The 13,513-nt window shown below is 34.6% G+C and carries 13 protein-coding genes and 1 other RNA gene; 1 reads left to right on the top strand and 13 read right to left on the bottom strand.

The features are described from left to right. Positions 1-558 precede the first annotated feature (558 nt). The 9 genes from WMO19_RS06665 to WMO19_RS06625 all read right to left on the bottom strand — a co-directional run bounded on the left by WMO19_RS06665 (position 559) and on the right by WMO19_RS06625 (position 6,776). Entirely contained in the window at positions 559-1,086 is a 528-nt protein-coding gene (locus tag WMO19_RS06665; protein ID WP_349170901.1) for a ClbS/DfsB family four-helix bundle protein, read from the bottom strand. A gap of 20 nt (positions 1,087-1,106) precedes the next feature. Beyond that, positions 1,107-1,916 carry a putative ABC transporter permease gene (locus WMO19_RS06660; protein ID WP_349170899.1) on the bottom strand — a complete coding sequence of 270 codons (810 nt, stop codon included), beginning with the start codon at positions 1,914-1,916 and terminating at the stop codon, positions 1,107-1,109. 60 nt (positions 1,917-1,976) lie between these two features. Further along, complete coding sequence (locus WMO19_RS06655; protein WP_349170898.1) at positions 1,977-2,498, bottom strand: LuxR C-terminal-related transcriptional regulator; 522 nt, start codon at positions 2,496-2,498, stop codon at positions 1,977-1,979. Next, positions 2,491-3,504, bottom strand: a complete 1,014-nt coding sequence (locus WMO19_RS06650) for a LacI family DNA-binding transcriptional regulator (RefSeq protein WP_349170896.1) — start codon at positions 3,502-3,504, stop codon at positions 2,491-2,493. The genes WMO19_RS06655 and WMO19_RS06650 overlap by 8 nt, the downstream gene beginning before the upstream one ends. A gap of 10 nt (positions 3,505-3,514) precedes the next feature. After that, positions 3,515-4,408 (bottom strand): diacylglycerol/lipid kinase family protein, encoded by an 894-nt coding sequence (locus WMO19_RS06645; protein WP_349170894.1) that lies wholly within the window; start codon positions 4,406-4,408, stop codon positions 3,515-3,517. 101 nt (positions 4,409-4,509) lie between these two features. Continuing rightward, positions 4,510-5,004 (bottom strand): hypothetical protein, encoded by a 495-nt coding sequence (locus WMO19_RS06640; protein WP_019125391.1) that lies wholly within the window; start codon positions 5,002-5,004, stop codon positions 4,510-4,512. Between the two features lie 15 nt (positions 5,005-5,019). Beyond that, positions 5,020-5,577, bottom strand: a complete 558-nt coding sequence (locus WMO19_RS06635; protein ID WP_349170892.1) for a YtxH domain-containing protein — start codon at positions 5,575-5,577, stop codon at positions 5,020-5,022. A 96-nt stretch (positions 5,578-5,673) separates the two neighbouring features. Beyond that, a non-coding RNA gene (gene ssrS, locus WMO19_RS06630) (6S RNA) lies at positions 5,674-5,857 on the bottom strand. Positions 5,858-5,891: 34 nt separating this feature from the next. Next, positions 5,892-6,776 (bottom strand): RluA family pseudouridine synthase, encoded by an 885-nt coding sequence (locus WMO19_RS06625; protein ID WP_349170891.1) that lies wholly within the window; start codon positions 6,774-6,776, stop codon positions 5,892-5,894. Positions 6,777-6,851: 75 nt separating this feature from the next. Between WMO19_RS06625 and WMO19_RS06620 the strand changes: the two genes are divergently transcribed. Then, positions 6,852-7,652 carry an NAD(+)/NADH kinase gene (locus WMO19_RS06620; protein ID WP_349170889.1) on the top strand — a complete coding sequence of 267 codons (801 nt, stop codon included), beginning with the start codon at positions 6,852-6,854 and terminating at the stop codon, positions 7,650-7,652. 123 nt (positions 7,653-7,775) lie between these two features. Here the strand turns inward: WMO19_RS06620 and WMO19_RS06615 are convergent, their stop codons facing one another. From WMO19_RS06615 to WMO19_RS06600, 4 genes are all read right to left on the bottom strand, one after another. Then, positions 7,776-9,374 (bottom strand): CTP synthase, encoded by a 1,599-nt coding sequence (locus tag WMO19_RS06615; RefSeq protein ID WP_349170887.1) that lies wholly within the window; start codon positions 9,372-9,374, stop codon positions 7,776-7,778. Positions 9,375-9,382: 8 nt separating this feature from the next. Beyond that, positions 9,383-11,455: a glutamine synthetase III gene (locus WMO19_RS06610; RefSeq protein ID WP_349170886.1), complete on the bottom strand. Its 2,073-nt coding sequence runs from the start codon at positions 11,453-11,455 to the stop codon at positions 9,383-9,385. Positions 11,456-11,579: 124 nt separating this feature from the next. Next, positions 11,580-12,797: a HAMP domain-containing sensor histidine kinase gene (locus WMO19_RS06605; protein WP_349170884.1), complete on the bottom strand. Its 1,218-nt coding sequence runs from the start codon at positions 12,795-12,797 to the stop codon at positions 11,580-11,582. After that, positions 12,797-13,489, bottom strand: coding sequence for a response regulator transcription factor (locus WMO19_RS06600; protein WP_332086666.1), 693 nt, complete (start codon positions 13,487-13,489; stop codon positions 12,797-12,799). Before WMO19_RS06600 ends, WMO19_RS06605 begins: the two co-directional genes overlap by 1 nt. Between the last annotated feature and the right edge of the window lie 24 nt (positions 13,490-13,513).

Genomic DNA, 13,513 nt, shown 5'->3' with positions numbered 1-13,513 from the left:
GTTAAGCGCGCCGCCAGCGTTCGTCCTGAGCCAGGATCAAACTCTCAATTAAAAATTTGTATGACTCATTAGTTTTCAAAAAAAACTAAACGAATTTCTGGTTTGCTTTGTGATTCTTTTACGAATCTGTGATTCTTTTACGAATCTGTGATTCTTTTACGAATCTGTGATTCTATTACGAATCTTTTTATCTTCACACTATTTAATTATCATGTTTCATCGCTACTTTTTGAAGTAGCTTATTTATTGTACTCTTGCAAATTCTTTTTGTCAAGCTTTTTTTACAATTTTTTAAATTATTTTTTACTCGACCTTTACAAAAGCCTTGCTGTCTTAATTGACAACTTCTATATGTTATCATCAAGAAGTTGTTTTGTCAACTGTTTTTTTTAATTTTTTATTTTTTCTAAAAAATAACAGCTGCCTTTTTTTGACAACTGTTATATGTTACTATTTTATTTTTTTACTGTCAATAGTTTTTTTATATATGATTGTTTATCTTGTAATTGTAGTTTTACAGCCTGTCCTTTCTACTTATAGCTTTATTATAATCTTTTTTTATTTTAAATTTCCTGATAGTTTCTTCCACTTTCTAATTTTTGTTCTAAATGTTTTAAAGGGTGCCACTGTATTTACATGTATAAATTTATAGACTTCCCAGACTGCTGTTTTTGTTGCATCATCAGCCCACCTTCTCATGTGCGGCTTAAATAATTCCTCTTCTGTCATATCATCTATAAGTTTTAGGATTTTATTTATATTTTCAGCTAATATACTTTTTAATTCTTTTAATGACAAATTTGAATAGCTTTCATTGAACCATTCATATAATTTTCCCAACTCATTCCATTTGAATTTTTCAGATGGTGTTTTTACTTCAATGCCTGCTTTTTCATTTTCTTCCCACTTTAACAAAAGGCTTGTCCATCCTACTTGATAGGAAAGATTTTCTGCCGGTGTTCTATCTACTTCTTCAATTTTTTTATCTTTCAAATTTTCATCAATATCATTAAATTCTTCGATATACTTTTTATAGGATTTTATTATCTCTTCTTTCAGTTCTTCTTTGCTTGCGTATTGTTTCATAGATGCTCCTCATTAATTATTTATAAGTGTTCGTTATCTCTTATTAATTTTTTTATTTCTGCTATTTCAGCTTGTGCATCTTCCAGGTTTTTTGTCAAATTAGGAAAGGCTTTTAATATTCTCTTCTCTTCTAGACCTTCTTTTCTTTCTTTTAATTCTTTAATTCTGTTTTCCAATTCTATAAATTCTGGTTTCTTCTTTAATTCTTCCTGTTTGTTTTCTATTTGAATAGTTCTGTCGTAGACTTTTATACCTATTTTATCTGATACTTTCCTTATATCTTTGCTTACTCTATCTATTGCCTTAAATTCTTTATTAAGACCTATAAGAGTATTAACTGTTGCTATCATGTCAATTGCCATTATTATTGCTAGACCTATATCCATATTTTTTAGGACTGCAATTGGTATGAGTTTTACTAGGTCGCTTATAAGTGGATGGACTGCTTCATATAATAAAAAGCAAAATAATCCCCATATTACTGAAAATTCAATACATATATAACCGCCAACATTTAGTTTCCTGTCTGAATAATCCCACCATCTTTCGTGGAATATCTTCTCCAAAAGAAAGCCTGCCACAAATTCTATTGCCGTTGCAATGACAATTGAGCCTAAAAATAAGACAAATTTGTTTTTTTCTGCTATGTCTGTGAGAAAATATATTACTGATATGGCGCCAAAGCCATAAATGGGACAATAGGGTCCTGATAAAAATCCTCTATTTATAAACTTTCCAACTGTTACTGCGTGAAAGCTCACTTCTACAACCCAGCCTATAAAGGCATAGATAAAAAAGTACATTAAGTACAAGAAAAAATATTTTTCCATTTATTCCTCTATTCTTAATTTAAAAATATGTTAGGATTACTAACATATTTGATAAAATTATTAAATTTCACTGTAGTTTTTTATGACTTCTCTTCTTCCACTTACTTCTAATTTTTTGTAAAGCACTGTTAGATTATTTTTTATGGTTTTCTCGCTGATGTAAATTTCCTTTGAGATGTCCTTATTGGTTTTGCCTGCGATTATTTCTTCTAATAAGTACTTTTCTCTCCTTGTAAGTGTCTTTATCTTGTCGAATTTTTTGTTCCTATTTCTCTTAGCTTCCTTTAAGCTTTCTTCTATATATACATGCCCTCTTAAGGTCTTATCCACTGCTTCTAGTATTTCTTCTTCTGATGACTTAAGACTTAAAAGGGAGTAGTCTATGTTAAGGGGAAGGTCCCTATCTTCAACTATCCTTATTTTTTCTTCTCTTCTATTTTCTAAGCTTTTGTCTTCAAAGATCAAGAGATCAAAGTCTTCACTTGTCAATTCATAAAAATCAAGGACTTCATAATCCTTTAATATATTCTGAAGTCCTCTCTTTATAATTTCACAATTAGTTTCAATGGCAATTCTAGTCATTTATTTTTTTTACGCTTTCTCTTTCAAGTATTTCTGATGGAAGCACTACATTTTCTGAAAAGTCGCTATCTTCCTTGGCAATTTTCTTTAAAATCTTTCTAATGGAAACTGCTCCAATGTCATAATAAGGAATCTTAACAGTAGTAAGCTTTGGCCTATAAATATCTGAAATGTAAGAGCCGCCAAAGCCCGTTACAGAAATATCTTGTGGTGTCTTGTAGTTGTTGTCTAAGAGCAAGTTCATTAGGTGAATTGCAATTGTGTCATAGGATGTGAAGAAGGCTGTAATTTTTTCTTTTTTAAGTGTCTTTATTATTTCTTCTCCTTCATTTTCTACATCCCCTGCATCAAGACCTTCAACAAATAGATTTATCTTCTTTAGACCATGTTTTTCCATGGCTCTGTTGTAGCCTTCGATTTTTTTCTTTTCAAAGGTTCTGTCATAGTCCTTTCTAATTCCTAGAGAGGCAATATTTTTGTGTCCCTTGGCAATTAAAAGATTTACCATGTCATAGGATGCCTTTTCATAATCAATTGTGGCAGAGAATTTTTCTATGTCGTAGAAATTGCTTATGATGACATAAGGAATTTTGCTTTCTTCCAACTTGTATTCAAGTTTAGGATTGTGCAAGTTTGAAATTACAATTATTCCTTCCACTTGTTTTTGTGCCAACAAGTTTGCAAACTTCATTTCAGATTCTTGATCGCCATAGGAGCTTGACAAAAGTATGTCGTATTTATACATTCTTCCAACTTCTTCCACTCCCCTTAGGATTTGTGAAATAAAGTTAGACCCTATGTCTTCTACAATTACACCTATTAAATTAGATTTTTTTGTAACTAAACTTCTAGCCACTTCATTTGGCTTGTAGTCCAAAACATCTATGGCGTGCAAAACTCTTCTTCGTGCCTCTGGGCTAACGGGCTTTGAGTCATTTATTACCCTTGATACTGTAGAAATGGACACATCTGCCATTTTTGCTACATCTTTAATTGTAGATGCCATACTTTCCTCCTTATGGTACTATTATTTTCAACCTATTTTCCAACACTTTAAAATTCATAGGAAGTGTAGAAGTCTTTTCTCCGTCAACATCTATTGTCACTTCTTCATCAGATTCTATACTTATATTTTTTGTCTTTAGGTAAATTACCTTGTTGTGATCTATGTGCTTGCCTCCCATTAGCGAAGCAAAAAGTTCAGGCACATCAGAAATTTTTATTCTCTTAAAAATCAAAACATCTAAATATCCATCAGATACATCGGCAAAGGGCGACATTTTTTTGAAACCGCCAACCGAAGTTGAGTTGGTTATTAAAAACAAAAGTGCGTCTACGCTTTCGTCTATCTCCTTGCTTTTTACCTTTAAATTAAAGGACCTTTGATATTTAAAAATTCCCTTTTCCAAAAGTTCTCTGGCACCTTCAAGATAGTATGCCATGTTGCCAAGACTTGCCTTTCTTTCAGCAGAGACAGTGTAGGCAATTTCAGTTAACATTCCGCCAGCAGCCACATTTATAAAGGCCCTATCACCAGCAAGACCTAAATCAATGGTCTTTATATGGTAATTTTTTATCATTTGATAAAACTTAAAGGGCGAAGTTGGCAGTCCCTGGGCATTGGCAAAGTCGTTTACAGTTCCACTTTGAAGAATTGCAAGGGGAGTATCTCTCTTTGAAAGATATATTCCATTTACAACTTCATTTACTGTGCCATCGCCACCAGAACATATTATAAAATCTTCTCCCGTGTAATTTGCAGCGAAATTTTTGCCGTCGCCTTCCTCATGGGTAAATAATAATTCAATTTCATATTTATCATGGCTCATAAGCTCAATTAATTCTAAAATTTTGCCAAGAGCTGCACCTCTGCCCGAATTTGGGTTTGCAATTATCTTAACTCTCTTCATTCTACTCCTCGTACTATGTAAATTAAATCTCAAAGTTTCCTCTTGGTCAAGACTTAATTTTGAAAATAAAAGAAGACGAAGCAATAACTCCGTCCCCTAGATCATTTTAAAAAGACTTCTTTAACTGTCTTTGCAACTTCTCTTAAAATATAAAAATAGTCGATGGCGTTATTTGAACTAAGCGAAATAGTTTTAGCTGTATCAGAAATAACATCTGAAACATTCATAACTGTGTTTGATACCCTTAAAGATGTATCATCGACCTTTCTTGTAATTCCATTAACAGTATCTGAAACTGAACCAACTGTGGCAACAACTTTCTCAATTTCTGGTTTTACATCATTGACTAGCTTTGTCGCATCAGTTGAAATTGAATTTACATTTGTAGAAATGTCCTTTGCATTGTCCATTATTGAAGGAACAGTCTTTATAGTGTGATCAATATCACCTTGGTTTCTTTCAATAATTTCATTGACATTCTTCAAGATTTTCATAACATTTAGCAGCGCTAAAAATAGTGCAACTAGTGCAGCTATGCCAGCTACATACAATAAGAAACTTAGTAGGCCACCAATTGTAAATGCTTGATCTAACATTTTATGCCCCCTATCTTATTTTCTAGCTTCTTTTTCTGCCTTTTCTTTTGTATCTTCAACAGTTTCCTTTACATTTTCAGAAGATTTTTTTGCTTCTCTCTTAATGTCTTCTGCACCTTCTTTTAAGTCGCCCTTAACTTCTTCTGCTGTATCTTTAACTTCTTCAGTAGTATTTTTTACATCTTTTTTGATGTCTTCAGCACCAGCCTTAACAACTTCGCCAATTGCCTTAGCCTTTGCCTTAGCCACTTCAACATCTTCATCAAATTCATATTTTTTAATAGCGGCCTTGTCTCTCAAATCATTGTAAGTTTTCTTAGCTTGTTCGCCAGCTTGGTATGCCTTAAATTGAATAGTATCTTTAGCATCATTAGCTGCGTTTAGTGCTTGGTTGGCAGCTTCCTTTGACTTGTTTGCAATGTCTTCACGAGTTTTTTTGCCTTCTTGTGGTGCAAATAAAATTCCACCAATAGCTCCAAGTGCAATACCTGTTGAAATCTTAGAAATTTCTTTAAGTCTTCTTCTTCTAGCTGCTTCGTTTCGTTTTTCTTCTAAATAATCAAATAGTCCCATAATAACTCTCCTTTTTTCTCAATGTTCTTTTTGATTCCTTAATTTATTACCCTTATTTATATAAAAATAATCAACTAATTTATATACCTAATAATAGTAAAAACCGCAATGCCGTTACCTAAATAATTCACCCCGCCCATTTTCATGGTGGGTTAAAAACTTGATAGCGTCTTCTGACTTCCGCTCAAAGGCGGCTTGTCATATCTCACTCATACACAGTTTCCCGTGTTCTATTTGTCGGTTGAATTAAATAGGATTATTTCGTACATCGCAGAATTTACCTAATTAAATTATAACTCAATGAAATCACTTTTTCAATAAAGCGAAGGAAAAAAATGAAAATCTTCAGGAAGATTTGCAAAAATTTCTATTTCCTTATCCCTTCTTGGAAGCTTTAACTTTATGGAATAAGAGTGAAGGGCTTGCCTATTTATTAAATCAGATTTTTCCCCGTAGAGGCTGTCGCCAATAATTGGGTGACCAAGGTGACTTAGGTGAACTCTAATTTGATGAGTCCTTCCAGTGTGAAGAGTTAAAATTACTAGACTCATATTGTCATATTCACTAAAGACCTTATAGGAGGTCATGGATTTTTTGCCAATTACATAATTTACCTCTCGCCTAATTCCATCTTCACTTGTGGCTATGGGCGCATCAATAATTCCTTCCTTCTCACTAAAGATTCCCTGGCAAATTGCCAAATATTTTTTCTCAACTGCATCTCTAAATTCACTAGAAATTTTATCTTGAGCAAAGGAATTTTTTGAGGCAAGGACTATGCCCGATGTGTCTCTGTCAAGTCTATTAATAAACCTAACCTTTCTCTTAATATTATTTTCCTCAAAATATCCCAAGATATAATTTAAAAGAGTGCCCTGGCTGTCGTCCTTTGCCGTGTGAGTAACCATTAGTGGCTCCTTATTTATTACAAGGAGGTCATCATCTTCATATAAGATATCAAGAGGTCTTTTTTGGACCTTGCCATTGGGCTCTTCGTCTTCAAATTTTAGAGAAATTATGTCATTTATCTTTAATTTTTTATTTTTTCTTATTAACTTTCCATTTAAGTAAATATTTCCATCTTTTACAGATTTTCTTATTAGGCGTGAAGAAAGACCACGCTCTTTTAAGTAGTCGTTGACCTTCATTTTTTCAGTGGCTCTGAAATTTAAAAAGTCTTTTGAATTTAATCTATACATTTTACACCTCTAGTCAAGGAGACTTTATTCGTTTATAATATAAATATTAGAGAAAAAAATCAAGGGGGTTTAAGCTTGTCAAAAATTATAAATATACTTACAAATGCAAATTTTGAATCAAAAAAAACTGCCACAGAATTGCATAAAGTTTTAACAAGATATGGCTACGAGCCCTTTAACGGCTTCAAAAAAAATGCCGAGCTTTCCATTTGCATTGGCGGCGACGGTTCCTTTATAAAGGCTATTCACAAAAATGACTTCCCAGAAATGCCCTTCGTAGGAATAAATACAGGTCACCTTGGCTTTTATCAAGAGATAAAGCCTGACGAAATCGAAAAATTTGTAAAAGACTACCACAGTGGCAATTACCTTGTAGATGATATAAAGCTAATAAGATCGGACATCTACACTAAAAATAAGGTCTATAAATTTTACTCAGTAAACGAAGTTGTCTTAAAGGCAGCTCACTCAAAGACCATACACATGAATGTCTTTATAGACAGAAACCATGTGGAAAAATTTTCTGGCGACGGCATCTTAGTTGCAACACCATCAGGCTCCACTGCCTACAACTTTTCATCTGGCGGCGCCATAGTTTTTCCAAGCCTACATGTCCTACAGATGACTCCAATTTCTCCAGTGAATTCTTCAGCCTACCGCTCCCTTGGCTCATCAGTAATCGTTCCTGGGGCTCACACAATTTCTCTTGTTGTTGAAAAGCGCTACAAGGATTCAAATCTTTTATTAGTTGACGGAAACGAATATTTTTTCAACAACCTTCACAGGGTAAACATTAGGCTATCAAATAAGACCATAAAAAAACTCGTCTTCTCAAATAATTCCTATTGGGACAATTTAAAAGACAAGTTCCTATAAAGTTCTGAAAAATTTCAGGACTTTTTTTATTTGTTTGTGAAGTGAGGTTTAAAAAAATAAAGCCTCCTGCTAAGAATAAAAAATCTCACCCAAAATTTATGGATGAGATTTTTTTATTTATCTTTATTTGTTTTTATTTTTTATTGCTGCCTTTATGAAGCCATTAAATAGTGGATGAACTTTTGTTGGTCTTGACTTAAATTCTGGGTGGAATTGACAAGCAAGGAAGAAGTCATTGTCCTTCATTTCAATTATTTCAACTAAGTCCTTGTCTTCGTTGATGCCAGAAAAAGTCACGCCAGCTGATCTAATTTTTCCCCTATAGTCGTTGTTAAATTCGTATCTATGTCTGTGTCTTTCCTTGATTTTTTCTTCGCCATAGAGCTCATAAGTCAAAGTTCCCTTTTCAATTGTGCAGTCATAATTTCCAAGTCTAAGAGTTCCGCCAACATTTTTTACATCCTTTTGATTTTCTAAAAGGTCTATAATTGGATAATTTGTCTCTGGATTTATTTCTGTTGAGTTGGCATCCTTTAAACCAAGTTTATTTCTGGCAATGTCAATTAAGGCAACTTGCATTCCATAGCAAATTCCAAAGTAGGGCACATTGTTTTCGCGAGCGTACTTTGAAGCCATGATCATGCCTTCTGTTCCACGAGAGCCAAAGCCGCCTGGCACAATTATTCCATCAAGCCCTTCTAAGATGCTAGCGTCCTTTTCTATATCTTCAGAATCTATCCATTTAATCTTTACCTTGTAGCCATTTTCACAACCTGCATCAGTAAGTGCTTGTGTAACAGATAGGTAGGCATCGTGAAGGCTTACATATTTGCCCACAAGACCTATTGTAAATTCGCCCTTGACATCTTTAAATCTTTCAACCATTTCTTTCCACTTGCCCTTTGATGCTGGCATGTCTTCAAGTTCAAGTTTCTTTAAGATGTAATCGTCTAAATGTTGTTCGTGGAAAACTAGTGGCACTTCATAAATTAAGTCTACATTAGTTGATTGAATAACTGCTTCCACTGGCACATCGCAGAATAGAGAAATTTTTTCTCTCAAATCTTTTGTTACAATTCCATTAGACCTTACTATAATTACATCAGTTTTAATTCCGTTGCTCATAAGCTCCTTAAAGGAGTGTTGAGTTGGCTTAGTCTTTAGCTCGTCGGAGCCTGGAATGTTTGGCACTAAGACTGTATGAACAAATAAGACATCTGACTCCTTATTTTCTGAGTGAATTTGTCTAATTGCTTCTAAGAATGGTAGGGACTCAATGTCTCCCACTGTTCCGCCAATTTCTGTAATTACAACATCAGCCTTTGATTCCTTGGCAGCCTTATAAACTGCATTTTTAATTTCGTTAGTGATGTGTGGAATTACTTGCACAGTTGCTCCGTCATAATCGCCACGTCTTTCCTTGGCAATTACAGTTGAATAAACTTTACCAGTTGTAATTGATGCGTCCTTAGTTAGTTCTTCGTCGATAAATCTTTCATAGTGGCCAAGGTCAAGGTCAGTTTCTGCTCCGTCTTTAGTTACAAAAACTTCTCCATGTTGGTAGGGACTCATAGTGCCTGGGTCCACATTTAGGTAGGGGTCAAACTTTTGCATAAATACTGAAAGTCCTCTGTCCTTTAAAAGTCTTCCAATACTTGCTGCAGAAATTCCCTTGCCAATTCCTGAAACAACTCCACCTGTAACAAATATAAATTTAGTCATACTTCCTCCTAGCTTAGTGAATTAAAAATATCTTCATAAGATGGCAGCGTAATATTTTTTCTTGAAATTAATTTTTCCATGTCATCGGCAACTTCTCTTGTGGCGCGAAGTTTTGTGGCAATATTTCTTTCAACATACTCTGCCTTTTTGTAAATGTCATCTATTTTGCTTGAATGTAAAAGCAAGGCTTCAATTTCACCTTCACATTCCATTAACTTTGTAATCATCTTATCTATTTTATCATACTTAGCCCTTAGCAATTCATTATTTTTAAAATTTAAAACATGACTCAAGTCACTTAGCTCGGCAAGACCCATAGGGATTATGTCCTTTTCAATCATGGACATCATTATCTTTGCCTCTAAAGTGTGATAGATTACAACTTCTTCTAGGTTTACTTCATAGCTTGCCCTTATTTCCTTTTCAGTATAAATTCCCCTCTTTAAGAAAATATCGTTAAAATCAAAATCCTTTAAGGCAACTAAGGCATCAAAATAAGTTTTGTGATTTGCAAGTCCCCTTCTCTTTGCCTCTTCTCTCCACTCAAGAGAATAATTATCTCCGTCGCAAATTACCCTGTCGTGAGAAATCATAATTTCCCTTACTATTTCAAGGACAAGCCTTCTTAGTTTCTTGTAGTCATCCTTATAGGGCTCAAGTCTTTCATAAATCTTTGAAAGAGAATCTGTCATGGCGCAGTTAAGTGCAATATTTAAATCAGAGCCAGTCTTTGATGAGCCAAGCATCCTAAATTCAAATTTATTTCCCGTAAAGGCAACGGCTGCAGTTCTATTTCTGTCGCTAGAATCCTTTGGCACGCTTAAAAGATTGTAGCCCCTAAAAGTATTATCGTCTTCCCTTTTATATTCTACTTCTTCTTTTATATCTCTAAAGAGTTCCTCTAAGTCGCTACCCAAAAATAATGAAACTATCGCTGGTGGCGCTTCGTCTGCTCCAAGTCTAAAGTCATTTGAAGTTGATGATGCGCTAACTCTTAAGAGGCTTTGATACTTGTCTGTCGCCTCAATTAGTGCTGCCACAAATAATAAAAATATGTCGTTGTTGTAGGGATCCTCGCCTGGATCGAAAACATTTAGTCCATAATTTGTGACAATGGAATAATTGTTGTGCTTGCCAGAACCATTTACACTGGCAAAGGGCTTTTCGTGGAAGAGACAGACCAAATCATTTTCTAGGGCAGTTTCTTTTAAGATGTTCATGAGAAGTTGGTTGTCGTCAATTGCCACATTTACATTTTCAAATAAAATTGCCATTTCAAATTGATTTGGGGCAACTTCATTGTGCTCTGCCTCAGAATAAATTCCAAGCTGGTAAAGTTTTTCGTCAACATCCTTATAAAATTTTTCAACTCTTGCAGGAATTTGACCAAAATAGTGGTCAGACAACTCTTGTTCCTTGGGAGATGGAGCTCCCACAATAGTTCTGCCAATGTTTTTGAGGTCGCTTCTCTTCTTATAAATTTCCTTGTCAACTAAGAAAAATTCTTGTTCAAGACCAACCTTGACCCTCATCCTGTAGGCATATTCGTCTTTCTTAAATAAATTTACAATTTTTACGCCCTCAGCACTTAAAATTTTTGTAGAATCAATGAGGGGTCCTCTCTTGTCAAGCTTTTCACCCTTGTAGGACATAAAAATAGTGGGGATGTAAAGGACATTTCCAATGATAAAAGAATTTGCTGTAAGGTCCCAGTAAGTGTAGCCTCTCGCCTCAAAGGTAGACCTCATGCCACCACTTGGAAAGGATGAGGCATCTGGCTCTCCCTTTACAAGTTCCTTGCCTGAAAATCTATTTATTGGTTCACCATCAGAAGTCCTTGAAATAAAGGCTTCATGTTTTTTTGCGGTGTGACCGCTTAGGGGCAAGAACCAGTGAGCAAAGTGAGTTGCACCATTACTTAGTGCCCAGTCCTTCATGGCATGGGCAATGGCATCGGCAGTCTCTCTGTCCAAGTCCTTTTCGTTTCTTAGGGCATCCTTCCACTTTAAATAAATTGGATAGGGAAGTGCTTCTTTCATCTTTTTCTTATTAAAACTTTTTATTCCGAATTCCTCGATCATAAGTTTCCCCCCATAAAGTTTTTGAAAAATAAAAAAATGGCAATTAATTAAAATTGCCATTATGAAAAACCTGTGGTTTCTTTTTATTTTATTTCAAATTCTATTTCTTGTCAATAAAATATAATCACTCTGAATCCTTTGAAAGCAATACATGGACATCAAACCACTGACCGTGAATGGAAATTTTTACATCGCCGCCCAGGATTTCTGAAAGATTTTTTACAATGTTAAGTCCAAGTCCTGAGCCTTCAGAGTGTCTGGACCTGTCTGCCTTTAAAAGTTCTTCAAAAAGTTCATCACTATTCATATTTAATTTTTCATTCATAATATTTTTTACATAAAATTCAACGCTGGACTCCCTTTCAATTACACCTGCAAGGACCTTTGTGCCAGCTCTTGAGTGTTTTGCCGCATTGGAAAGAAGATTTTCCACGATTCTCACAAAGAGATTTACATCTGTGTAAATTAAAATTTCGTCGCTAGTTGAGTTGTAGAGAAAATCCAAGTCCTTTTGCTTAAAGAGAGAATCATAGTCGCCATAAATTTGTAAAATCATTTCATTTAATTCAACTAAGGACCTCTCCACAGCAATGTCCCTGGTGCTTGTCTTTGATGCAAAAACCAGGTCCACAATTAAGTCTCTTAGCCTTGTGGAATTTCTCTTTAAAATGCCTATAAATTTTTTTGCCTCATCGTCTAATTCATCTTTCTTGGACAAGAGGTCGGCATAATTGATTATTGAAGTGAGGGGCGTCTTTAAGTCGTGGGAAATATTTGTAATTAGCTCCACCTTTAATTTCTCTGACCTAAAGTTTTCTTCCAGCCTCTTCCTGTCACGCTTTTTAAAGTCTTCCATTAGGACTGTGATTTTTTCCAGGTACTCATTTTCAAAGGGTTCTGGAATGACAAAGTCATAGCCATAGAGTATGGACTCCACTAGCTCAATGGATAGGGTGTTTTGTGCAAACTGAACTTCAACAATAAAGACTGCGCGAAGTATCATAAAGAGGAGGACATTTAAAAGGACTATGCCCTTGGTAAGTAGGCTGTAAAATAAGATGTATAAAATAAATAGGGTCACATTTAAGGTGCCAAAGAGCCTAAAATTTTTAAACTGTCTGTACTTAAAGAGGTTGTAGGTAAAAACTGTGTCCAATAATTTTCTTCTCTTGATTTTTATAAGGACAAAAAGAAGAGTAACTATCCAAGCCAGGATAAAGTGTTTGTTGATGTTAAAGAGCTCGAAAATAATTACGCAGGAGGCAAAAATATTTTCCACAAAAATTTTATCTGAAAGATTTACAAAAATTTCCTTAAAATAATCTTTTATATCAGAAAGCATTACTTTGCCTCAATTTTATATCCCATTCCATAAACAGATTTTATTAAATCAGGTTTTCTTGGATTGATTTCCACCTTGTCGCGAAGGTGAGAGATGTGGACAGAAATAATTTTTCTCACATCAATTGCCTCGTCTTCCCAAACTCTTTCATAAATTTCATTGGAAGAAAAAACTCTGCCAGGATTTTTTAAGAGAAGATACAAAATTTTGTATTCATAGGGAGTAAGGCTTACAACTTCGCCCTCAACTCTCACTTCCTTTGACTCATCAGAAAGACTCACTCTTCCAATTTTTATGTCGCCCTTTTTAATTTCTGATGCCCCAAGGGAAAAATACCTTCTTATAAGAGAGTTTACCCTTGCAGTAAGTTCCACTGCATTAAAGGGTTTTGTTATGTAATCATCTGCTCCCACATTTAAGCCCACAATCTTATCTGTAACTTCACTCTTTGCAGAAAGCACAATGATAGGAATATTTGTAACTTCGCGCATTTTCATAATTAGAGTTATGCCATCCATTACGGGCATCATAATGTCTATGATTGCAAGATGTATTTCCTTATTTTCTAATATTTCAAGAGCAGATGCGCCGTCTTCTGCGGTAAAAACGCTGTAGCCTTCTGCCTTTAAATAAATTTCTATTGCGTCTAAGATATCTCTCTCGTCGTCGCAAACTAATATATTGTAATCCATAATCATCATCCTTTACTCTATTTT

This window comes from Peptoniphilus hominis (ex Hitch et al. 2025), assembly GCF_040096015.1.
In the GTDB taxonomy this organism is placed as follows: Bacteria; Bacillota; Clostridia; order Tissierellales; family Peptoniphilaceae; genus Peptoniphilus_A; species Peptoniphilus_A hominis.
Note: the sequence above shows the minus strand (reverse complement) of the source record. Positions and strands in the feature narration are given on the sequence as shown.